Origin of the sequence: Sporomusa sp. (assembly GCF_035561155.1) — a bacterium.
In the GTDB taxonomy this organism is placed as follows: Bacteria; Bacillota; Negativicutes; order Sporomusales; family Sporomusaceae; genus Sporomusa.
Map to the genome: position 1 here is coordinate 1 of NZ_DATMYD010000045.1, position 24795 is coordinate 24795.

At 41.9% G+C, this 24795-nt stretch carries 19 protein-coding genes and 2 pseudogenes; 5 read left to right on the forward strand and 16 right to left on the reverse strand.

Features of this window, described 5'->3' with window-relative positions:
• Window positions 1–187 precede the first annotated feature (187 nt).
• The 3 genes from VN447_RS05675 to VN447_RS05685 form a co-directional block, all read right to left on the reverse strand.
• On the reverse strand, window positions 188–916 hold the full coding sequence (locus VN447_RS05675; protein WP_325523706.1) for an MIP/aquaporin family protein: 729 nt from the start codon (window positions 914–916) through the stop codon (window positions 188–190).
• A gap of 515 nt (window positions 917–1431) precedes the next feature.
• Window positions 1432–2490, reverse strand: coding sequence for an ACR3 family arsenite efflux transporter (gene arsB, locus VN447_RS05680; RefSeq protein WP_414714883.1), 1059 nt, complete (start codon window positions 2488–2490; stop codon window positions 1432–1434).
• 38 nt (window positions 2491–2528) lie between these two features.
• Entirely contained in the window at window positions 2529–2735 is a 207-nt protein-coding gene (locus tag VN447_RS05685) for a hypothetical protein (protein ID WP_325523708.1), read from the reverse strand.
• 351 nt (window positions 2736–3086) lie between these two features.
• Between VN447_RS05685 and VN447_RS05690 the strand changes: the two are divergent.
• The 3 genes and pseudogenes from VN447_RS05690 to VN447_RS05700 all read left to right on the forward strand — a co-directional run.
• Window positions 3087–3548 (forward strand): annotated as a pseudogene (locus VN447_RS05690) (RNA polymerase sigma factor); the annotation flags it as partial.
• A gap of 245 nt (window positions 3549–3793) precedes the next feature.
• On the forward strand, window positions 3794–3997 hold the full coding sequence (locus VN447_RS05695) for a hypothetical protein (RefSeq protein ID WP_325523710.1): 204 nt from the start codon (window positions 3794–3796) through the stop codon (window positions 3995–3997).
• 260 nt (window positions 3998–4257) lie between these two features.
• Entirely contained in the window at window positions 4258–4707 is a 450-nt protein-coding gene (locus VN447_RS05700) for a C-GCAxxG-C-C family (seleno)protein (protein WP_325523712.1), read from the forward strand.
• 215 nt (window positions 4708–4922) lie between these two features.
• Here VN447_RS05700 and VN447_RS23205 read toward each other — a convergent pair.
• Window positions 4923–5270 (reverse strand): annotated as a pseudogene (locus tag VN447_RS23205) (arsenic resistance protein); the annotation flags it as partial.
• A gap of 274 nt (window positions 5271–5544) precedes the next feature.
• Between VN447_RS23205 and VN447_RS05705 the strand changes: the two are divergent.
• The gene (locus tag VN447_RS05705; protein WP_325523714.1) at window positions 5545–6435 is read left to right on the forward strand and encodes a LysR family transcriptional regulator; all 891 of its coding nucleotides are present in this window, start codon (window positions 5545–5547) and stop codon (window positions 6433–6435) included.
• 343 nt (window positions 6436–6778) lie between these two features.
• Here the strand turns inward: VN447_RS05705 and VN447_RS05710 are convergent, their stop codons facing one another.
• The 7 genes from VN447_RS05710 to VN447_RS05740 all read right to left on the reverse strand — a co-directional run bounded on the left by VN447_RS05710 (window position 6779) and on the right by VN447_RS05740 (window position 16623).
• On the reverse strand, window positions 6779–8317 hold the full coding sequence (locus VN447_RS05710) for an alanine/glycine:cation symporter family protein (protein ID WP_325523716.1): 1539 nt from the start codon (window positions 8315–8317) through the stop codon (window positions 6779–6781).
• 373 nt (window positions 8318–8690) lie between these two features.
• Window positions 8691–8888, reverse strand: coding sequence for a sulfur carrier protein ThiS (gene thiS / locus VN447_RS05715; protein WP_325523718.1), 198 nt, complete (start codon window positions 8886–8888; stop codon window positions 8691–8693).
• Between the two features lie 64 nt (window positions 8889–8952).
• Window positions 8953–11109 (reverse strand): aldehyde ferredoxin oxidoreductase family protein, encoded by a 2157-nt coding sequence (locus VN447_RS05720; protein ID WP_325523720.1) that lies wholly within the window; start codon window positions 11107–11109, stop codon window positions 8953–8955.
• Window positions 11110–11124: 15 nt separating this feature from the next.
• Entirely contained in the window at window positions 11125–11526 is a 402-nt protein-coding gene (locus VN447_RS05725) for a 4Fe-4S binding protein (protein ID WP_325523722.1), read from the reverse strand.
• A 54-nt stretch (window positions 11527–11580) separates the two neighbouring features.
• Window positions 11581–13959: a trans-4-hydroxy-L-proline dehydratase gene (gene hypD, locus VN447_RS05730; RefSeq protein ID WP_325523724.1), complete on the reverse strand. Its 2379-nt coding sequence runs from the start codon at window positions 13957–13959 to the stop codon at window positions 11581–11583.
• A 6-nt stretch (window positions 13960–13965) separates the two neighbouring features.
• Complete coding sequence (locus tag VN447_RS05735) at window positions 13966–14868, reverse strand: trans-4-hydroxy-L-proline dehydratase activase (protein WP_325523726.1); 903 nt, start codon at window positions 14866–14868, stop codon at window positions 13966–13968.
• A 324-nt stretch (window positions 14869–15192) separates the two neighbouring features.
• Entirely contained in the window at window positions 15193–16623 is a 1431-nt protein-coding gene (locus VN447_RS05740) for a sigma-54 interaction domain-containing protein (protein ID WP_325523729.1), read from the reverse strand.
• Window positions 16624–17270: 647 nt separating this feature from the next.
• Here VN447_RS05740 and pruA point away from each other — a divergent pair.
• Complete coding sequence (pruA, locus tag VN447_RS05745; protein ID WP_325523731.1) at window positions 17271–18902, forward strand: L-glutamate gamma-semialdehyde dehydrogenase; 1632 nt, start codon at window positions 17271–17273, stop codon at window positions 18900–18902.
• A 169-nt stretch (window positions 18903–19071) separates the two neighbouring features.
• Here pruA and VN447_RS05750 read toward each other — a convergent pair whose 3' ends face one another.
• The 5 genes from VN447_RS05750 to VN447_RS05770 form a co-directional block, all read right to left on the reverse strand.
• Entirely contained in the window at window positions 19072–19620 is a 549-nt protein-coding gene (locus tag VN447_RS05750) for a hypothetical protein (protein ID WP_325523733.1), read from the reverse strand.
• A 72-nt stretch (window positions 19621–19692) separates the two neighbouring features.
• Window positions 19693–20631, reverse strand: coding sequence for a hypothetical protein (locus VN447_RS05755; protein WP_325523735.1), 939 nt, complete (start codon window positions 20629–20631; stop codon window positions 19693–19695).
• Window positions 20632–20871: 240 nt separating this feature from the next.
• On the reverse strand, window positions 20872–21642 hold the full coding sequence (locus VN447_RS05760; RefSeq protein WP_325523737.1) for an amino acid ABC transporter ATP-binding protein: 771 nt from the start codon (window positions 21640–21642) through the stop codon (window positions 20872–20874).
• Window positions 21643–21654: 12 nt separating this feature from the next.
• Window positions 21655–24006, reverse strand: a complete 2352-nt coding sequence (locus VN447_RS05765) for a hypothetical protein (protein WP_325523740.1) — start codon at window positions 24004–24006, stop codon at window positions 21655–21657.
• A gap of 313 nt (window positions 24007–24319) precedes the next feature.
• Window positions 24320–24793, reverse strand: a complete 474-nt coding sequence (locus VN447_RS05770) for a chemotaxis protein CheX (RefSeq protein ID WP_325523742.1) — start codon at window positions 24791–24793, stop codon at window positions 24320–24322.
• Window positions 24794–24795: the final 2 nt, after the last annotated feature.

Consider the following 24795-nt stretch of genomic DNA (forward strand, 5'->3'; position numbering starts at 1 on the left):
ACCGGAGCTTTGCCGCCGACTTCCTTCAGATTCGCCCTCACAGGCGACACCCTTGTCTTAGGCTAACGGTTGGCACTATCAACCCCCGTATTGGACTTTCACCAACAAGTAAGCGCCCATGCTGGGCGCACATGAAAAAGGAAGACTACCGTTCGGTAACCCTCCTTTACTTACCACAATACATTTGTTATAGAATACCTAATCCTTTAGCCAAACCAAAAGCTATACCGCCGCCAATAAACGGTCCAGCCACTGGAACCCAAGCATAAGCCCAGTCAGAAGAACCTTTACCGGGAATTGGGCAGAAAGCATGCGCAAGTCTTGGACCCAAGTCACGAGCAGGATTCATAGCATAACCGGTAGTTCCGCCCAAGCTTGCGCCCAAGCCCCACACCAGTACAGCAACCATAAACGGACCAAAGCCTGGAGCCATTCCGCCAACAGGTTTGGAGAACATAGCAAAAATGACAAAGATCAAGACAACGGTCGCCATAATCTCACAGAGCAAATTCTGACCATAATTGCGAATTGCCGGACCAGTGCAAAAAACGGCGAGCTTTGTCCCCTGGTCTTCCGTAGCCTCCCAGTGCCCACGGAAAAACACATAAGTAAGACATCCGCCAACAAAGCCGCCTGCAACCTGAGATACCATAATCATAATAGCCTCGGGAGTTGTGTACACACCGTTAAGTAGTTTTGCAAAGGTTACAGCCGGGTTGATATCGGCTTGCGGCGCTCCACAGGCAATTGCCACATAGACACCCATACCAACGCCAACCATCCAGCCAGTAATAATATTAAACCAGCCGGCCCCTTCCGCTTTCGAAAATTTAAGCAGTGAGTTTGCAACAACACCATTACCCAAAATAATTAGAACAGCTACACCAAGAAATTCGCCTAAATACGGATTTGTCATGGTAAACCTCCTCGTCCCTTTATTTTTGGGGGAATATCTATTATCTGTAATAAATTCCAACCTAACCTCCTTCCCAAGTCTTTCTCTACGTTAATTATAAATCAGCGAACATAGTGAATAGTTGTCATATTTATGTACAATTTAGTAAATATAATATTCTGACCATAGCACACCGTTCATTTTTTACTGCAGCTGCTTGAGTTGACAGCTAGCTTTTTCATAAAAATACGGACAACGCTATTCTAACCACCCTATCTCCCGCAATAGATTGCTCTAGAATATAACTCATTTCCCATTTAAGCCCAGAATTTCCAATTCCTTGTTGACGCTTGCTACAAAATTTGATAATATATATTTACCAAACAATTTAGTTATGGGGAACTTTGTTCCCTCCTCTTTTAGAGGATTGCGTCAGGCCTATAAGCCTAACGCTTTTATTTTTATAGAGGTTTCTACACTATCATAAAGCTATCATAAAAACAAAAGCAGGCTTCCGCCTGCTTTTACTGATATTACTACATAGCTTTTTGCTTGCTTTCATTCGGAAACCAGTGACGTGTTCTATTACAGAAGTTACATACTGACAACATTACAGGCACTTCTACAAGAACACCAACTACGGTAGCTAACGTTGCTCCTGACTGTAAACCAAAAAGCGATATTGTCACGGCAACAGCGAGTTCAAAGAAATTGCTTGCACCAATGAGTGCACCGGGAGCCGCAATAGAGTGGGGAACATTTAACAACTTTGCAAGACCATACGCTAAGGAAGAGTTAAAGTAAACCTGAATAGTAATCGGAACAGCAATTAAGATAATGTTAAACCAATTGCTTAAAATGGTCTCTCCCTGGAACGCGAATATTATTACCAATGTTGCGAGCAACGCAAGAATCGTAACTGGTTTTAAAGGAGCTAAGAGTTTTGTATTAAACCACTCTTCTCCTTTTGATTTAAGTAAAATGCGCCTGGTTAGATAACCTGCAACTAGTGGGATAACAATGTAGAGTAGTACTGACATGAATAAAACATCTTTAGGTACGATTATGTTTGATACTCCCAGTAAAAACATAACAATAGGCGCGAATAAGACCAGCATTATTAAATCATTAATAGCAACCTGTACTAAAGTGTATGCGGGATCTCCATCAGTTAAATAGCTCCATACGAATACCATGGCCGTACATGGGGCAGCTGCTAGAATAATCGCTCCGGCAATATACTCATTTGCAAGTTCTTCCCCGATATACCCTATAAAAATATGTTTGAAAAATAACCAAGCTAAGAACGCCATACTAAACGGTTTTACTATCCAATTAATAAAAAGAGTAATTAAAAGACCGCGGGGTTTTTCTCCTACTTTTAAAATCGCCGAAAAGTCAATTTTTATCATCATCGGATAAATCATTAGCCAGATTAGTACTGCAATAGGCAGATTTACATGACTGATTTCCATTTTACTTAATGCGCTTACCACATCAGGGAATAGCTTACCCAAAATAATACCGACTACAATACAAAGCCCAACCCAAACCGTTAAATACCGCTCAAAAAAGTCCAATCGTTTTTCACTCACGATTCTCTACCTCCAGAAATTTTTTAGTAATTATTGTTTTAGGCACGCATACGCAACACTACATTAACAGCCAAGCTAGCAAAAGTACAAAATAACGCAATCTTGTTTGCCAACCAAAACAGTCTTTTTTTGTCGGATACAGGCCCCTTCCTTAACTGAACCATGTAACTGAAAAAATAAACAATAACAAACCAAAATAACCAAGATATTATATACATTCCAACATGCTGGCCTAATGTAGGCATTCTCTCCCTCCCTTCAAGTTTCACTTCCGAGTTGTACTCATGTTAGAGAGCACTCCACACTACACGAATCAACTCTGTACCCTCTTTATTATATTTACGCTTATGAATATATTTATATGATAATAGATAGTAAATTCCAAGTCAATACCAATAATGTCATTATTTGTTAGCGTCAACTATTGATATAGCGACTAGTTAAACCGTCTAGAGTCCATGAGTTACTAGGTAATACATTTCTATATATAATGATTATCACGACAAAAGGAACACCGCTCCATTTTACTGAGCTGTTATGCCAGCAATAGCAAATTGTATGCGAACTAAAAGAGCCACTGAAAAAAATTAAGCACCTTTAACCACCAATCACAACTCTCCACATGGATTTATCAAATCGCAACAAATGTAGCTATAGACAAAAGTAGGAGCCGTTCTTATAAACAGGAGGCTGTCGAGACGTATGGTTTGATGGAGGCCGTACATTCCGACGTGATATCGCACTCAATTGAAGATCAGGTGATCCGTAAGGAGATGAACGAATGCATCCAGGGCTATATTGCGCTCCTCCCGGAGAACTACCGAATTGTTATGATTCTTAATGAAATAGAAGGGTTTAAGACTAATGATATTGCAGCAATACTGGGCTTGAGTGTTGGTGTGATAAAAGTGCGTTTACATCGTGCGCGGGAAAGATTAAAGAAGGTTCTTTTGGAAAACTGTACCTTTTATCATATAGAATGCTGCGGAAAGTTGGCCTGTGAACAGAAATTTCCAGTCACAAAAAAGAAAAAACAGTTACCTGCGAAAAAGCACTGACTTCACCTGTCAGTGCTTTTTCGCTTAATAAACTCTTATACTGTAACTTTTTTTGCGTAGTATCGTCTATAGGTTCCGAGGAGGCGATATGGATGCCATAAACGAACTGCCACGCAATCACTCATTGGCACGTTGCCGCGGATACGTCTTAAGTATCACGTAAAACGGCCTGGACAAGGGGTAACGAGTATTAAAATTAAAAATTCCCCTCAATAGTCTAACAGGGGATAACTAGGAGGGTTATTATGATGAGTTTGCTCTACTATAATCTACTTTGGAAGATGGAAAGTAAACCTACAACCACACCAGGCAAAACCGGTGACCAAGACCCAAATGTAATAAAGAATACGGACGAAAAGGAACCCCAGGGTAAGGAACCGTCTAAATCACCTAAATTTCTGGATATCACACAAGATCAGGCTTTTTGGGACAAGGCAGTTCCGTCTTAGTAATGTGTTGTTAAATTACTAGATCTCCTCCGTAATTCAGGACTTGTAACATTATCGTCTCCTCCAATAAAAAACTCGGCATTGCCGAGTAAGTAAACTGTCGCCTGAGCTACCTTCTAAGGATAGGAAAGAATCATTGCCCGACAATTACCGCCATATTAACTCTTTGTTAAAAGTATAGATATCCTTTATGCTAGGAAGGCAGGAATATAAGATATATTTAAGAAGTATATAAAATATTTATATTAGGAGGGGTTAATTTGTCGAAAGTAGATATTCAAAAAATCCGCGAACAAGCCGAAAGTTACTACCGTAATGGGGAATTTTATTGCTCGGAGGCAATAGTCAAAACTATCCGGGATGCATTTTCTCCGAATACGCCCGATATCGTGATAGCGGCAGCATCCGGATTTCCCGTAGGCCTCGGTGGTTCTGGCTGTATATGCGGGGCAGTTGTTGGTGGAACCATGGCATTAGGTCTAGTTTTTGGTAGAACAGAAGCAAAATGTGAAAAAGTAAATACAGCAATGCGGCTCTCGAAAGAATTGCACGATTTGTTCAGTGAAAGACATAAATGCCTTTGCTGTCGCGTACATACACGGGATATGGAACTAGGTTCCCCTACCCACATGGAACAATGCGTAGCGTTTACCGGTGAAGTTGCCGAAGAAACTGCTAAAATAATTATTCGAGAGTTAAAAAACCAGTAATCTCATCTGGGGCTTAGCTTAAAAAAACCAAGGGATAACGCCGCTTTTGTTAGCGGCGATATCCCTTGGTTTCTCTTGTTGGCCAATGAATCTATCTACACCCCAATTGAACTATTTCCAAAGTTCGTATCAGCTATTAACGAGCCATATTAATACTGTATCTACGATAAATCTTCACGACGCTCATGTCAATGGGTGCTGGAAATTTAAAGAGCTTATGCCTCTTGTTTTACTTTTGAATCAATGAACCAGTGACGGGTTCTATTGCACAGACTGCAAACAGAAAGCATAACTGGTACTTCCACCAGAACCCCTACCACGGTGGCCAATGTAGCTCCTGACTGTAGTCCAAATAAGGAGATAGTCACAGCGACAGCTAGCTCAAAGAAATTGCTTGCTCCAATTAACGCTGAAGGAGCCGCAATGGAGTGAGGAACATGCAGGGCTTTGGACAAGCCGTACGCTAACGAGGAATTAAAATATACCTGTATAGTGATCGGTATGGCTATCAAAATAATGTTGAACCAATTGCTTACTATTGTTTCCCCTTGGAAAGCAAATAGCGCTCAATGACTATTCCGGGATTTCTACAATGTCCATCACTTCCCTCCTCAATATGATTACATTCTAATTTAATCATATACGCAATAAGGTTTTAAAAACTTTGAGTAGCATGTCTTGTCTGCATATAGTATATTTAAAATGCGACATATACCTTCTATTCTATGGTGGTAACTCATATTATTGTTTACGTAACGACTTACTTACCATTCAAATTAAATATGTAGTTTGTCCTCTATACCATTTGTGGAAAATTCATGTCGGGGGTTGGTTATCTTGTCACTTTCAAAATATGAGATATTCAGCACTATTGTTGAATTGGGTAGCCTAACCAAAGCTGCGGAAAAGCTCAATTTGACCCAGTCAGGAGTTAGCTATGCCGTCTCTACCCTTGAAGCAGAGTTAGGATTTGCCTTGCTTAAGCGCGATCGTTCAGGTATTAGCTTAACAAGCAACGGAGAACGCATTCTTAAACATGTCCAAAGAATTTTGCATGAAGAAGCACTCTTGCGACAAGAAACAGCTGCAATCAAAGGGTTGGACACTGGCACAGTCCGTTTGGGAACACTATCCAGTGTCTCGATGCAGTGGTTGCCTGGAATCTTAGGACAATTTAATGAAAAGTATCCTCACATCGAAGTAAAAACATATCTGGGCTGCTATGATGAAATGAATGACTGGATATCGAACGGCACTGTCGATTTTGGCTTTGTATGCTTACCCACTTCTAAACCATTTGAAACCATTCCCCTAAAAAAGGATAAACTGGTTGTCATCCTGCCGCCTAATCACCCACTGCGCCATCAAAAGGTTATCTCCTATGATCAAATCAAAGATGAATCTTTTATTATGCCTCAATGGGGCAGCGATGATAATATCAGACGCCTCTTGAACGAACACAAATTGAATCTACAAGTAAAATATGAATTAATGGAAGAACGGACTATCTTGGCCATGGTGCAAAAAGGCTTAGGGATCAGTATTCTGCCAGAACTGATTTTGGTGAATGTACCAGATAACATCCATATTGTAGATTTAGAGGAAGCGGATTATCGGATCATCGGCATAGCAGCGCTCTCTCTAAAAAATATATCTCCGGCTGCTAAAAAATTTCTGGCATGCACCCGTTCTTGGCTGCGTGACAATAATTATCTTGATTTTGAGTGATACACAAAAAATATATTTTTTAAAGCAAAAGGCAGACATAAAATTCTGTGTTATACAAAGCTCATGTCTGCCTTTTGTATGAACCTACTGCTATATCACTTTATTGTATCGAACATTCTAATTGCCCACAATGATTCGAAGCTCTATTCTACTCGTAAGAACAACAGTAATCTCCTACCGTCAGTCAGCCCCCTAAGCTATCCGCAAAATTCCGTGGTCGGGTAGACGTGAGCCTCTCGGCTCACGTCTACCCGACCATGTCGATACAAAATCTTCAGCCTAATCGCCACTTTGTTCCAGCCTTTAGAAACTACTCATCCATTATGATAATCAGCAAAAGGTATCAGATATTTAGCTGAAGGTTTCCCGATCTTGCAACAGTGATTTTTTCTTTGTCGCTCTCTCTTGCAGCAGCGATTTGTTCTTTGTTAATCTCTTTCCAGAGATCTACATTCGCAATACCGACTTTGTCAGGATCAAAGAAGGGTACCTGATCTGCCTTACGTTGTTCCTCATAGTCATTCAGCATAGCAACGACCTTCGGGAACAAAAACCACAGCATTAACACATTCAGCCATACCATCATACCGCATGCCAGATCAGCTGCCGCCCAGGCAACGGACGAAGTGGTAGTGGAGAAATAAATATACACCATTAGTACCATAACCTTCATAACCAAATAAACATTTTTACGTGTACTCTCGCTGGCATTGCCTAAGATATAAGCCATACCGGTTTCAGCTTGATAATAGTAGCTGAGTATTGTCGTAAAAGCAAACATTATTACCACTACACCCATAACGAATTCGCCCAGACCAGGCATGAGTGTACCAACAGCCTCCTGGGGAAATACGATACCGTTCTTGCCGGCAGCAGCTAATTCCGCCATTTTGGCAGAACCGGAACCGATATAACCGGAAGCCGTATTGAAGCAGTCAGTAACCAGAATCATGAGTCCTGAACAGGTACATATTACGATGTCCGCATAGATACCGAAGGAATTAGCCAAACCCTGACCGACAGGATGTGCAGTCTCAGCCGCAGCCGCAGCCGGGGTTTCCTCACCCATACCGGCACCGGATGCGAAGGTGGCGCGTCTAATACCCATAGCAATCGCACTGCCCATCATACCGCCGAATACCGAGCCTTGATTAAATGCAGATGCAAAAATCCAACTAAACATGGTCGGGATTTTATCATAATTAGCAATTAGCACAATTGCCGTCAACACCAGAAAAATACCTACCTTTATGGGAACAAGAATGGCAGCAAATTTGCTGATACGTTTGATACCGCCGAGGATGATGATGCCCAGAAATATTGCACCAACCACGCCGGTCATCAACGGGGAAACCCCCAAGCTGTGATTTAAGCCTTCGCCAATCATGTTGGCCTGAATACCAGGCATACCGAACAACATTCCCACAACAGTGACTATAGCAAACAGCTTGCTAAACCATTTCCAGCCCAAGCCTATTTCTGCACAATAGTATGCACCGCCGCGGTACTCACCGTCAATCCGAATTTTGTATAGCTGTCCCAGCGAGCATTCTGTAAATGATATGGCGGCAAGCAAAATAGATGTAACCCACATCCAGAAGATTGTACCCGGACCTCCCAGATAAACAGCCACTGCCACACCGGCGATATTACCGACACCAACACGGGCAGCCATGGTAGTCCAAAATGAATGGGAGGTGGAGATGCCGCTTTCCGAGCTTTGATTACTTACCAGATTTCTCACCATATCCTTTAAATTACGGACTTGGGTAAGGCGGAGTCTGATGGAAAAATATACACCTGACACAACAACAAATACCAACATAGCTGGTGACCAAACATAGCCATTTAAAAGATCAATTATCTTACCGAGATATTCCATATTAAAGATTCCCCCTTATCATTGAATAGGATGATTAATGGTATAATGATTCCTTTTGAAGCTGTGCTCATTTTGATTCTTCGCTTTCTATTTTACAAATATTCCAACAGAACCCATTAGTGTTTGGCTTCACCTCCCTCAAGCGCAAATTTATTGTTAAATCACTAAATATTGCGATATTTTTCTCGTATGATTTTTGCTAAACCATGGACTACACCTCTCCTTCACAAATTAATCTCCTGATGTCATGCAGTCAAGATTGACAAATATGTACTCGCTCTTGACTGCATGACTCTTGGAGACGACACAGTAAGCCGGAATTTTCCGGGTAGACGCAGAAATTGTTTAAGTACCCAGGCAAGATATTGCAGCTTTAGCCACCGGCCATCAGATGAATGACTTGAACATCATCCTCATCCAGAATCTGCTTGTTGGCATAGTCCTCTTTTGTTACAAGCTCACCATTTATCATTACGATGATTCTCGAATAGGTAAATCCTTTTTTCTGCAACAATGCTTTTACTGTCAATTGTTCTTCCCAGTCAAAATCTTTCCCATTTACTTTAATCATTCCAATGCCTCCACAGTAGGTGCAGTTAAAGCCGACTGTTTAAATGTACAGCTTACTTTTCTGGTTATAGATGCTCTTGAACTACCTCTATAACGGCCGGAAGGTCCATTCCAATTTCTTTTAATTTTTCAATGGTTGGTACCCCATCCTGGGTCCATCCTCTTCGTTTATATACAGCATCTATCAGCTTTTCATACTGCGCTTCCCGATAGCTGCGCAACACCTTGACCTTTTCTTCGGTTGTTTTTCCGTCCGGACTATAGTTTATTAGCTCTTGTAATTGCTGGTCATATCTTTCCTGCCTTGACTCATATTCTTCGACGGTAACAGGCCCGGCCGACCGGTAAGGAATCTTATCATGGATTCTCTTACCATAACCCATTCTTATATTGAATATTTTTTGGAAGTTATACACTCTTTCTGACTGGACAATCAGTTCGTCCCGGTCAATCTGTATTCCAGTTACACCACTGAAGATATCAAGGTAGTTTTGTACATGTTCAGGAATTTTCGCAGGTTCAGCGGTTTTTGCATTGCCTTCAGGCACAATGTCATTCCACGGCAATTTACATAAACCGTTTAAGCCAAACCAGGTTCTGAACATGGGGAAGTAGTGGAGCGCCTCGGCTTTGTCTTCAAAGGTAGGTATCTGATTATTTACCATATCCATAAAAATCAGCCACGCTTCATCGTGCTGGGGTCCCTTATTAGTCAGGCCGTAGCCACCTTGCTGGGCTAGGGATTCTTTAGGCAGATATTCGGAATACTCCAGTCCCTTTTGTTCCATGCCGATATCTTGCAAGAAATCGGCATTGGCACCATATTGTTCTACCAAAAACTTCTTTATGCGACGGATACCCTGCCCGGCAATTAGGCCAAAGCCTTCTCCCCTGGACATTTGGTGAAGAAGCTCTATTGCCGCACCGGCATTGCCGAAATTCAGTTCCAAGCCGCCGGTTATTTCTTTGTTCAAAATACCGTTTTCGTAACATTCCATAATAAATGCGGTAATGGTGCCGAAGGAAATAGTGTCTACCCCGTAGGTATCGCAGTAAAAGTTTGCTTCTAAGATATATTCCGGGTCAAATATCCCGCAATTCGAGCCCAGTCCTGCGGCATTTTCATACTCAGGCCCGTCTATTGTTACGAAATGCCCTTGATACGGTCCTGTTTTTAGCTTGAAATTATCCGCCGCTTTGGCGCAGGCTAACGAACAGCCGTACCAGCAGCCGTCTGCCATGCCTTGGGTTAGATATTTTTCTATAAATACATTTGAGGCAATTTTATAGGTATCAGGATGAGAACCAAATTTATAGTTATGGGTGGGTAATAAGTCGTACTCATCCATAACTTCAATGATATTGGCCGTCCCTACCTGTCTCATCCGGTTTTGCGTGTTATCAAATTTGCATATTTCTTTATGAAGTTTAATTCCTGCCTTATTAATTTTGGCTATATCTGCCGGATGGTTTAAGTCTCCTTTTACTCCCCGAAAGCGAACAACCACTGCTTTGATCTTTTTGTTCCGAAATACTGTGCCAATACCGCCCCTGCCTGCTTGTTTTAACCGGGGCACTTTTCTTCTGACATCATAGAAGGTGAAATTTAACAATCCGATCAGGGTGTGCTCTGCGGCCGTTCCCGCTGTTACAACAGCAATGTTGCGCTTATCTTCTTCCGATTCGGCATACATTTCGGTTAATTGCTCGCCCAATACATGACCATCCACGGCTTCCAGGGGCGCTTCTTCTATTCGTATTGTTCCTTCATTGCCATCAATAACAATGATTACATCGTTTTTTGCTTTGCCTTGGATTTCCAGTGCATCCCAGCCAGAGAATTTTAATAATGGACCAAAATAACCGCCTACATTACTGTCCATCGGCATTCCGGTTAAAGGAGATAAAGTAACAACAAGAGACTTTCCTGCTCCAGGATATTGGGTAATGCCGGCTACCGGCCCCGGAGCAATGACGATTTCATTTTCAGGGTCATCCCATTTGGTCTGAGGAGTTACGCCATTCCACAAGTACCACAGGCCGAATCCCTTGCCGCCGGTGAATTTTTCTTTCATCATCTGAGTAACTTGCTTTGACTCAATTTTGTTCTCTGTAAGGTTGATATATAAAGTCTTATCAGAATAGCCTTTTTCAAGCTGCTGCGGACTGTATTTGTATTCGGTCAAAGGCTTATGTGCCGTTTGCATTGCTGATATTTCCATCTGCTTCATCTCCTTTTAGCTATTTGCGTCATTGTTTTCCGCAATAAATATGGCTTCTACTGGACAGTTTTTGGCACACAATCCGCAAGCAATACACTTGAAAGGTTCGAGATGTTCATTATGCTGCATCATGGCCTCTTCCGGACAAAAGCCCACACACATAAAGCAGCCAACGCAAATTTCTTTTTTAATCCTTATAACCCCGCTTTTATCTCTATAAATGGCCTGAACAGGGCAAATATCAATACATACGCCACATTGATTACACACTTTGATCAGTGAATTCTCTTTAGCAGCTTCTTCAATACGAATGCAGGATTTTTCTTTGTCGTTACTCTTAAAGAAAGATGTGGCGCATATATCCTCACATTGACCACATTTTGTACATAATGCCTGATTTTTTGCTAAATGCTTCATTAGTTCACCCCTTACCCCATAACTACATAAGCTAGTCTCTAGCTTTATTCGTATTTAGAAATCTTTGTGCTCTGTTCTTTCGATAATCTCATCCTGTAAGGCTTTCGTAAGATTATTAAAGTAATCACTATAACCGGCAACCCGTACAATGAGATTGTTATACTTCTCAGGGTTCTTTTGGGCATCTCTTAAGGTAGCGGCATCTACAATATTAAATTGAATATGGTGTCCATCCAGCTTGAAATATGCTCTGATTAAGTCTTTTAGTTTTCTAAGGCCTTCTTCGCCTGCCACCACTTGCGGTGTGAATTTTTGGTTAAGCAACGCCCCGCCTGTTCTTAATTGATCCATTTTGGCTGCCGATTTGATGACTGCTGTAGGGCCGTTTCTATCTGCACCTTGCACAGGTGAAATTCCTTCTGAAAGGGGTCGCCCGGCCTTCCTGCCATCCGGAGTTGCGCCAATAACAGAACCGAAATATACGTGACAGGTAGTTGGCAGCATCTCAATCCGGTAAGTTCCGCCTGTTGGAGTTTTTCTTCCATTTACAACGTCATGGAAGATCTCGAATACCTTGAGCATGATAGTATCTGCATAATCATCGTCGTTACCGTATTTAGGGGTCTTGTTCAAAAATAGCTGGCGCACCTTTTCATGGCCTGCGAAATCAACTTTCAATACTGCTAATAACTCATCCATTGACAATTTCTTATTATCATACACATGATATTCAATAGCCGACAGGCAATCGGTAATACTGCCGATACCAACACCCTGAATATACCGGGAATTGTATCTGGCACCGCCTGCATTATAATCCTTGCCTTTCTCAATACAATCATCTATAACGATAGACATGAAGGGAGAAGGCATATACTTGGCATACAGAACTTCGATGATGTTGTTGCCTCTTATCTTAATATCAACAAAATGCTCGACCTGCTTCTTAAATGCTGCCAATAGCTCTTCTAATGAACCAAATTGGGTTGCATCCCCTGTTTCAAGCCCCAACATTTTACCAGTTCGCGAGTCAACGCCATTATGAAGGGTAATTTCCAGTATTTTTACCAGATTTAAGTATCCTGTTAAGATATACGCTTCTTTACCAAAGCAGCCTACCTCTACGCAGCCGCTGGTACCGCCGCCGCGCGCATCCTCAAGACTTTTCCCCTGGCGGAGAAGTTCTTCCAGTACTGCATCGGTGTTGAACACCGAAGGAAAGCCCATTCCTTCCCGAATTACCTCAGCGGCTCTGATAACAAATTGATCCGGGTTTTTCCTACTAACCTGCACATTTGTGCTAGGCTGCAGCAGTTCCATTTCTTCAACAATATCTAAGAGCAAATAGGATAATTCGTTAACTCCGTTACTGCCGTCAGGCTTGATTCCCCCAATATTGATGTTGCAAAAATCTGTATAGGTAGCGCTTTCCTGGAGTGTAATACCCACCTTAGGCGGTGCCGGCTGGTTGTTAAATTTCACCCAGAAACAGCCCAGCAATTCTTTGGCAGCTTCACGCGTCAAAATTCCTGACTGAATATCCCTTTCATAGAAAGGATACAGATGGATATCAAGCTTGCCTGGGCAGAAGGAATCCCAGGTATTCAATTCCGTAATTACACCCAGATGGACAAACCAGTAGGTCTGTAAGGCCTCTCGGAAAGTTCTCGGTGCATACGCCGGTACATGACTGCAAACTTCCGCAAGATCTTCTAATTCTATCTTCCTCACAGGATCTTGTTCTTTATCCGCCAACTCGCGGGCCTTAGCGGCATGCCTTTGGGCATATACGATAATGGCATCACAGCAAATTGCCATGGCGTTTAATTCTTCTTGCTTTTCATAGGCATCAGGATCTTGTTGATAATCCAGCTCTTCAAGCTTTTTCATAATAGTCTTTTTGAAATCCAGGAAGCCTTGGCTGTAGATTTTTCCATCCGCAACCGTGTGGCCTGGCGCTCGTTGCTCCATGAATTCGGTATAAATTCCCGCTTCATAGCAGTCCTTCCAGGCTGGTGTCATTTGAGCAAACATCAAATCCCGTATGGCTTTTCCTTGCCAGAAAGGAATAATTTCTTCTTTTTGGGTGCGCTTTGTTTCTTCATCAACGCGAAAGAAGATTTTATCCCGCTTATCCATAATGTCAAAATCCTCAACCGTATGGCAGCACAACTCCGGATAAGTCGGCGCCTCCTGCGGCCCTGTTCCTCGTTCCCCGACAATGAGTTCGCCCTCATTGATACAAATGGTCTTGTTTTCCATGAGATGTTTAAAGGTTAATGCTCTCAGCACCGGAATAGACACCTGACCGGCAAATTTTTTATAGGCTTCTGTCATCAGCATGGCTCTTTCGATAGACAGCTGTGGCACTGTGTTGACACTCTGATCTCTTAATTGTTTCACTCTGTTATTTACGCTCATCCCTTTTGCCATTTTTCATCATCCTCCTATTTGTACATTTAGCCCAAATTCTTTTAGTTTCTGTGAAATCTCATTCATTTGCTTATGTAAAAGAGGCTGAAGATCAGCTAGCTGATACATTTTTCCCAGCCTAGTATATTTATCAATAGCAATATTGTGATACGGCAGTAGAAAAACATCCTTTAGATGCAAGGAAGATAAAAGTTCACCTGTTTTTTTTATATTTTCGGCGTCATCGTTAATTCCCGGTATAACAGGTATGCGAATCCATATTTTACTGCCTTTTGACGCAAGCTTTTTTAAATTCTCTAATATAAGCCAGTTGGATACACCTGTATATTTTTTGTGCATTTCAGCATCCATAAGCTTAATATCATATAAAAACAAATCCACCTTATCTACTATTCTGGCAATTGATTCCCAGGGTGCATAACCTGACGTATCTAGGGCCGTATGAATACCTTTAGTTTTACATGCATCAAGAATTCCCTCAAGAAAGTCGATCTGCATCAGTGCTTCTCCACCAGAAAACGTGGCTCCGCCGCCGGATTCTTCATAAAAGATCCTGTCTTTTTCTATTTCCTGCATCACATCCTTAACCGACATTTTCCTGCCGACCTTCTCCATGGCTCCGGTAGGACATGTATCTACACAATCTTCGGATAGGCTGCATTTTGCATTATCTCGTTTCAACTCTGTGGCAGAAAACGCTATGGCACCATTGGGGCAGCTTTTCACACAATCGCCGCAGCCGATACACTTGTTTTTCAAAAAAACTATTTCTGTTTGTAACGCCAAACTTTCGGGATTATGGCACCACCAGCAAGCTAACGGACATCCTTTTAAAAAAATAGTGGTTCGTATTCCCGGTCCATCATGGATTGAATATTTTTGAACATTAAATACCGTTCCCGTAATCATGCATAGCACCGCCAATCAACTTGGTTTTTTACTACAATCAAGGGCCCTGAGTATAAAAACCGCCCCTCCTCTCTTTCCTCTGTCTAACAGCATCTTGCGAAAAACTATATAATGCAATAACCTTGCCAAATATTGCAGTCTATTGAAAAAATATCAATAAACCCGGTCTGTCTTGCTTTTCAATTATTGGTTCTTTTGAATATTTCCGAAAATTGAAAAACGTCCCTAAAATGAGACGATATAAAAATTGACATTGTCTCATTTTAGGGACGTTTTATTGTTTTTTTTTACTGAGAAACGGTTTAGTCACCGGGCTGCATACTGTTAGTTATGATTTATTAAGATTTCCCAATCAATATTGTGTTTTTTTATTTTATTATGCAACGTCTGCCGGGGAATATTTAAAATTCTTGCAGCTTTAGCCCCATTTCCATTGGCTTGTTTTATAGCTTTTTGAATTAGTTTCTTCTCATAATCATTTAGATTGTCCACCAATGAAGAAACCACTATATCCCCTGCGGGTTCTTCCTGCTTCATCCCAGCTACTTGGTTAGCGTTAAGCAGATGATGAGGAATGTCATTTACGCCAATAATATTGCTATCAGTAAAGTTCATAATACTTTCGATGGTATATTTTAATTCCCGGACGTTTCCAGGCCAATAGTAGGACTGCAATACATTCAAGGCTTCAGCGGAAATCATTTCTACTTGCTTATTTACTTTAGCATTATACATATTAATGAAGAACCTTGTGAGTAACGAAATATCTTCTTTCCTGTCTCTCAAAGCAGGAGTACTTAAAGGAATAACATTTAACCGGTAAAACAAGTCTTTTCGCATAATTTTTTGGTCTACAAGTTTTAGTGGTGGCTCGTTAGTACTTGCTATAATTCTTACATCGACAAGCACCGTGCTGGCTCCTCCAACCCTTCGGACAATACCATCCTGCAAAACACGCAACAATTTTCCTTGAAGCTCCATATCCATGGAATTAACTTCATCTAAAAACAAAGTACCCCCATCCGCAAGCTCAAAAAGCCCCGGCTTATCCTTTGCACCTGTAAAACTTCCTGATGTTGTACCAAACAATATACTATCCAAGAGTGTATTGGGCAGTGCTGCGCAGTTTTGAGCAATAAAAGGCTTATTTCTTCGTACCTTACTCGCATTATGAATAGACTGCACCAAAACTTCTTTTCCCGTTCCGGTTTCTCCATAGACCAATACAGGCGAGTTACTGTCGACTATTTTTTGCGCCCGTTTTTTTAACTCTTTTATGGCGTCACTTTCGCCAATGATATCATCAAAGGTATATATGACCCCATTTCCCTTGTATGACTTCTCATTACTCTTTTTCTTAAATAATTCCGATTGCAGATTTAATATTTTCTCCGATAATTCTTTCACCTGCGTTAAATCCCGGTAAATTTCGAGAGCGCCAACAATTTCCCCTTGTTTTAACAAAGGTATCGTCGTCGTCAGGGTAGATACTTTCAGTCCCTGATAATTCATATATGTCTGAACATAATCTATGATAGGTTGCTTATTTCTCAGTACCCGGTAGAAAGTACTGCTTTCAGGTGTTAGACCAGGAAAAATGTCCAATATATTTTTTCCGATCGCCTTTTCCTGTGTAATACCCGCTATATTAGTTGCCGGTTCATTATAAAAAGTAACATTTGCGTTTTTATCTACCACTAAAATTCCTTCATCCAGATGCTCTAATATAGATTCCAAAAGGAATTTATATTCCACTCTGCGCCTCCTCACCTTGTATCATACAGCACTATATAACTATCTACCATTGAAACACAAACTCCTGTAGAGATCCACTAAATTTTGAGGATTCTACCTAGTTTACATATAATTTCTCTACAGAACTCTTCTAAACGATGGGAATAAGCAGTAAAGACATATCCGGCGTCATTGAGACTTTTTTGGGGAATTATCAATAATATCGTTAAAATTCCGGTCATTTTAAAGCTATATGAGCTAATCATAGCACGATCAAAATATTCAGTAAAATTAGGATAATTCATACAAAAAATCAATATTTTTGAATCAACTTATTGTATCAGGCTAATGCCTATAATTCAAAAAAATTGATACAATGCATAGAATACTCTGAATGTACTTAGCTCCATTTTTAATGTAAGCTAACATTAAATAAACACCATGATATTACTGTATATGTTGGTGGCAAAAAATAGATTATCAATGGTCTTGCTTCAGTGCAGCTTTTACTTTTTCAGCAAATTAATTACTTTTGCATACCAGAAGATTGCCAAAGCAATGCTTGCTGTTTTAGGTGCCGATGTAAAGATTGTGGATAATCCTTAGACCAGGATAGCCGCGAAGGGTATCATAGGTTATTAAAAAATACGCAAGGAGGAATTTTAGTAATGAACAATGCCTATTTCCAAGTCAAACCTCCGGTAAATGAACCTATAAAAGGTTATATGCCGGGATCACCTGAATGCGTTGCTTTAAAGGCAGAACTTGAAAGACAATTAGCTAACCCAGTTGAAGTACCGCTTATTATTGATGGAAAAGAAATTCGTACAGAAACCAAAGCAAAAATGATTTGTCCCCATGATCATCAGCAAGTACTTGGCGAATATTATATAGCTGGTGAAAAAGAGCTTCTTATGGCAATTAATGCAGCAGAAGCAGCAAGAGAGCAATGGGAGAACATGCCCTGGGAGCATAGAGCTACTATTTTCTTAAAAGCAGCAGATTTACTAACAGGAAAATATAGAGCAAAATTATCGGCTGCTTGTATGCTTGGACAAAGCAAGAATCCTTACCAATCAGAAATTGATGTTATCTGTGAAATGGCAGATTTCCTTCGTTTTAATGCTCACTTCGTTCAAGAGATATACAAGCAACAACCCCTCAGCACCGATGGGGTCTGGAACCGGGTGGAATATCGTGCACTTGATGGGTTTGTTGCAGCAATCACACCTTTCAATTTTACATCAATTGGGGGCAACCTTCCTACAGCTCCGGCTATGTGCGGTAACTCTGTCTTATGGAAACCATCATCAACAGCTGTACTTTCAAACTACTACTTCATGCAAATCCTTATAGAAGCTGGTTTACCTGCAGGTGTTATCAACTTTGCACCTTGCAGGGGTGTTGACTTCGGTAAGGTTGTAGTTCCGCATCCGAAGATGGCAGGCTTCCATTTCACAGGCTCAACAGGCGTATTCAATGATATTTGGAATCAAGTTGGTCAAAACATTAATAAGTATGTTACCTATCCTCGTCTTGTTGGCGAGACAGGTGGTAAAGACTTTATCTTTGCTCATGAATCAGCAGATGTTGAAGCGCTTACCTGCGCAATTGTTCTTGGTGCTTTCGAATATCAAGGACAGAAATGCTCTGCAGCATCCCGTGCTTACATCCCGGAAAGTCTATGGGGCAAGGTAAAAGTACGTCTTGAAGAAGAAATTGGCAAAATTAAGATGGGTGATGTTCGTGATTTTACAAACCTCATGAACGCTGTTATTGATCAGAAATCCTTCAAGAACATCAAAAACTATCTTGATTATACACGACAGTCTAAAGATGCTGAAATCATCATCGGTGGTGGATGCGATGACAGTGTAGGATACTTTGTAGAGCCTACAGTAATCTTAGCAAAGACACCTACATTCAAGACAATGGTCGAGGAAATCTTTGGACCGGTTATGACCATTTATGTATATCCGAATGATAAATTGGAAGAAACATTAAAAGCATGCGATACAGCAACCAGCTATGCATTGACAGGTGCTGTATTTGCACAAGACAGAGCAGCAATTATCAAGCTAGCAAAAGCATTGGATCATGCAGCAGGCAACTTCTATATCAACGACAAACCTACCGGTGCAGTTGTTGGACAACAGCCATTCGGTGGCAGCCGCGGATCAGGAACCAATGATAAAGCTGGCAGCGCAATCAACTTATATCGTTGGATGAATCAACGTGCTATTAAGGAGACCTTGGTTCCTCGTACAGTAGTTAACTATCCTTACATGGTAGAGAAGTAACCTCCACTTTCACGAAATCAACCTGACATCTCAAGCTGTCAAGCTGAAGAACTACCCACAATCATAGCAAAAGCTCATGCTTACTTATAATAAGTTTGCATGAGCTTTTTGTATCCTGCATAGTAAATAATTTTGGTACACAAACGTTCCAGGTATTATTTCAAAAAGTCTAATGATTAATTGCATAAATGACGTATTTACGATTTGAGGTTGACGACTGGGTAAACCATATTTCTCCACGCCCCACCATAACGCCTTTATAATTGACAAACGTCTCGTTAATTTTTTGACTGGCAAGCGCACTTTTTACGCCTGTTGTAAAAACCCTGTCATAGCTTGCGATAAGCTCTTCTTTCAGTTGGATAGTTGTTTTCGTACCGTTAGTATATATGTTGAGGGGGTACTGGATAAACTCAGCAACCTCTTCCTTGTTGTCTTTCGCTACTAACTCTTGAATTTTTAAAAAATCAGCTTCAAATTGCTCAGGGTCGTCGAAGCCGGCTACGTGATACCGATTGCTTTTCGGCTGCCGAGTCCCCTCTTTTGCTTCGGGCGCATGTTCTTTAGCGCTATCTTGTCGATTTTCTTCCGCTAAAACCACCGGAGGTATCTGATCAGTTTGACCAAAACCGTTTTTATCCTGCATTGGTAGCCCAATTACATATGCAGATGAGATTATAGCACCGACGATCAGGGCTATGATCTTTTTATTCAACATACTAATCCCTCCTCATGCTTCGCAATTGCTGATTGCAATACCGGAGGAATTTGCTATCCTCCGGTATTATAGTCAACGAAACTCAGCTTCAGCCTTTTTTCTGTATTCATCTACTTCTTTGGTTAATTTATAATCGTTTTTCTTGAGAACAGCGCGGTACTCATTTATAATCTTAGAAAAACTACCATTATTGGGATTAAATGCAGCTTCAAGGTACGGCTTTTTAGCCGCTGGCACCATTTTCTTGTCCTCATAACTAAATAGAGGCGTATTATTCGCTCCGTATAGAGAAAAGGCGAGGTATCTCTTGAGCAATTGCTTCACATCTTCAATTTTGGCAGAGCTGCCATATTCTTTGATAAATCGCTCTTGGTTTTCGGCTCGTCGTAAAACTTCCTCCCACCCAATCATAAGGGCGGCATCTTTAACCGGCGTTTTATCCGATTCTACTACCATAATATCGATATAGGCAGCAATGTCCGGCGTTACATTTGCCCGGTATTTCTTGTATAACGAATAGTCGATCACAGGGAAATAAAAACCTTCTGCTGTTTCAATCTTATACCCGTTATTCTGAGTTGCTATCAGCACGTCTCTCACCGTCTTGTCCTGTATCCCATTCAGATAGCTGTCTGTTAATTCATCCCGGTAATCTGCTGCCAGAGTCTTTTGGATAGCATCCTTATCGGCAAACTTGTCCTGCAGCTTGAGTAGGTTAAGCTGCTGATTTTTTTCAAGGGCGATAATCATAGCTGATACGTTCTTAGGGGAAACAGCAGCCATGTTTTCATTGATAAACTTGCTAATTTCCTCTGCTGTAACATTATTTTTATGGATCAGCCGGTTAAACTCATCCATAATAGCGCTCTCTTTGCTTACTGCATTCTCAACTGGAGCTTGCTTAGTTGACTCATTTATCGGCTTTGGCCCGCCAGTGGCGCAGCCACTAAGGAATGTTAGCAGCACTAATATAATCACATTTGCAACTGTTTTCTTCTTAAAATGAATCATTCTAATCTCCTTTGCTTTAGATCTAGTCTCATATACTTTAACGACTTTCAGCTAAAAAAGTAACGGACGGGCGAAATTATAGTATTGAGCCAAATTTGGAAGTGCAGTTATAATCCTATTGATAATGACTTTCATTCCATTTAGATTGTGGTGTTTTGTTTGACTGCAGAAGTGTCAACTACTTAACCTATGAAAGAGCACCATGAACTGTCGCAACAGTTCCATGGTGCTTTTACTATTTCAATGAGCCTTCCCCGCCAGACTCTGGGCACTTGTATTCATTTGGTATTCGATTAGTTCTTTATATTTTTTCCCAATATCTGAGGCCGGATTAACAAAAACCTCTGAAGGGGCACCTACTTCGACAATGCGCCCCTTGTCCATCAGGACAATTTGATCGGCTACACGCAGGGCAAAAGGTAGTTCATGGGTTACAACAAGCATAGTACTTGCGCGATAACGGGCCAGTTCCTCCATGACAATCAATACCTCGCGAACCAGGATAGGGTCTAGTGACGCGGTCGGCTCGTCCCAGAGCATGAGCTCAGGTTCATAAGCCAACGCCCTGGCAATACCAACACGTTGTTGCTGTCCGCCGGATAATTCATCCGGTTTATGTTCCAAATGATTTTCCAACCCAACCTTGGTCAGTGCCTCAACTGCCTTATCCCGGGCCAAGTCTTGATTTATGCCGCTCATTACTAAGCCTAACATGACGTTTTCCACCGCTGTTAACCGGTTAATAAGGTTAAAATGCTGAAACACAAAGCCGATATGCTTACGCATGCCACGCAGTTCATCAGGCTGCATTGTCAGGATATTGGCACCATTAAGCATTATAGAGCCGCGGTCCGGTTCTACCAGACGGTTAATAGCACGAATTGTAGTAGACTTACCGCAGCCGGACGGCCCCATGAGCACCACCGTCTTCCCTTTGTTAACGGTGAGATTAACGTCATTTATAGCCACCAGGCTACCAAATTGTTTATAGAGATTGTGGATAGCAAGCATGTCTATCTCCGTTTATTTAAATTTCATTTTTCGCCGATTGAGTTTTTGTAAGAGGCCAGGACGACCATTGGGAATAACAATCTCCCGCATTATTTCATCGAATGACAGCCCCAGCGCTTCCCCTGCGGTTACCTCATCGATAGAAACCGGACTTATCTTCTCTGCATTATTGGCTACAAGCAACCCAAACAGTGCCCCCAGAAACGGCACCCCAATCCAAGGCAGATAGGGAATGCCGCCACCAGCCAGGATAAACATAGCGGTAAGCAGCATGGCGCCAATCGCCATACCATACAGACACTCAGGTGCAGTAAGGGTGTTTCTTATACCTTGAACAAATCGGCGCCACCCTTGTGCCTGCACTTTATTAGCTGAGCGGTTACGGCGAATGACAGACATTATGGCCGTATGGTCAAGCACTAAGAATAAGATTGAGGCAATAAGCGCAATCATCCCGGCAAGAATAGCTTTAACTTGTGTCAGAATCGTCATGACTTCGGCACGGGGATCGGGCTCAATGATCCCTAGCTCGGACTTATATAAAGAAAGGTTGTTATGACCCACTTCACGATAGATAATAGGTGCAACCAACTCAGTACTGATATTACCATGTGTTAATATCTGTATTCGCTGACTTGGCGTCACCTGCCCGGCAATAACCTTATCCAGAAGCTGCACAGTACGGCTAATCTCATCATCTCTCAGGTTAGGGATAGCAGTTCCAAGAACCTGTAACTGCGCCGCAATCAACGGGGTATTAAACTGCTGAACCTGAGCCAGATGGGTGCTGGCGCTATTTAGCGTTTTCCGGGCGCCGTCTACGTCAAAGGCACGTAACGTGGTTATCGTGTTATGGCCGTTGGCTACTATATTATCAATAGCCGAGCGCGCCTGGCGGGCATTGGCGGCCACATTGTCTAACTCGCTTAAACCGGCACGAAGATTTTCAATGTTTTGCTGAGTATTTTTCAAATCATTAATTGAGGTGGTAATATCAGGATTTATCACCTTGATCACTTGAAAGGTTCCTACAAGTCCGCCAAGGGCACGCGAGGAATTGTCCAGCTGGGTTTGAATACCACTGGTGTTAATGTTGGCCAGACCGCTAGTCGCAGCCTGAATGGTTGCGCCGGCACTCTCCAGGCTTACCAGGGTCTGCTCAATGGCGGCAAGGCTGCTGCCATAGTTATTGAGGGCACTGCCGGCGATAGTCGTCATTTGCTGGGCATCTTGGGCAAAACCCGGAATCTGGCCAACGAGTTTGGAGGTTTCCATTAAGGCATTCCCTAACTGCTGCCGTGGATTGTGAACCGATGCCGTACCGGCCTGAGCGCCTACTGTATTATTAATGACCATATAACCCTTGTAATTGCTAATCTGCGCACCATCGCCCTGCATAATCATACCTTTAGCCAGACCGTCACCGCCAACCTCGGTTAGTTGCACCAAAACATTATCCGGCGCTGGTACGTTAGCGGCTATCGGCTCGTTCGGGGCCGCTCCTTGAAAGGCAATTACATCCCCGGGAGTAAACTTAACGCCGGCAGCAGGTGTAATGGTAACCTGAGTGGTATAAGACGAAAGGAACCGTTTAAGTTCTAACATAGTACTCACCATGGAAACCATTTCATTGTTCTTACTGTCGGCAGATACGCTCTCCGCATAACCTACTGCTTTATCGGCCCGGATACCTTCAGCAATTTGCTTACCTAACCGAATAGGGTTATCCGGTTCACTACCAACAGGGAAGGCAATCTCAATAAGTTGATACTGCTTGAGCAGCTTCTCGATCTCGGCATTGACAAAAGCTGATTTATCAAGTGCTGATACAATCACCGTTACTGAACCGCCATCACGAAATGCAAATAACACACCTTCAATTTGCATTATCTGGTCAATAATACTGCTTTTGGCACCCTCCGGCACACCCTTAACGGTAACACGCGGTTCAGTCATAATACTAATACCGGAGCGGCCCGGAACACTACCAAAGCTGTTATTCAGGGCCTCATAGGTTTGTTTAGTTTTATATTCAGTCGGAAAGCCAATGAAAAAACTGGTTAAGCCAGTTAAAGTCGGCCCCTCCTTTAATTTAGCACCCGGATATACTTGCGCCAGAATTTTTTCAATTTGAGCTCTACCCTCTTCTTTCATTTCTTCGCGGACATTAATAATAACATCAAACTCACCATAATCACCCACAAGGGTGGAAATTGTTTCTGAAAAGTAGGAGTTAGCAGCCATTGATACTAAACTCGCTAAGAATGCCCCTATAGCCACACTGATAATAACAAGCATTACTACATCACGGTTAAAGGAATTGGCCATGAAGGTGCGTACAAATATTTTACGAATATGTCTCAAGGTATATGCCTCCCTTCTGAGACTCCCAATTCTTAAGTCTTTAATCCTATTTTCAATCAGCAATACTTTGCCTTTACATTTTTAGGAAACGTTTCATAAATACATACGATTTCCGCCCTCGTCTACCTTGAGATCTGGAAGACTTACTTCTCATATAATTCCAAGCTATCCAGGCATTCATACAGACTTTCAAAATACTGAGCATTTAAACTTCAGGTAAGAAGATAAGCCAGAACCGCCAACTACTTAGAATATGAAAAAGCACGATTGAACTGCCGGAGCAGCTCAATCGTGCTTTTTCATATTCTTTCTGTTATACATAAGCCAACCCTAATTGGATTATCATTTCACCGGCAGTAAAGCTCATAGAGACTTGTGACGCCTGCTTCTTATATACTATAAAATGGTTTTCGCCGACTATAGTAAAAGGAGCAGTAATAGTATAGTGATACCCGGTTCCAGACAATAAAGCCTTTGCCCTGCCGGCAACCATATTTGCCATTTCCGCAACCCCATCGTATAAATCTGCATCCGACAGCCCTAACTGATTTACTCCAGTCATAGCGGATACGATAGCGGCTGCATCTTCCTTAGACATGGTAATGGAAAGCATCGCATTTCTTTCACCGTGAACCAACATAGCCCCGGTCAGTCCGCCTGAATTAACATGCTGTTTCTGAGTAGTTTCCGGATTCCGGGAAAAATCAAGGCCCGCTATTGTGCCAATAACTTCGACAACGGCCCGGGAGAGGCATTTCTGCAGAAAATCATTTGTGGCTAGTTCCATGT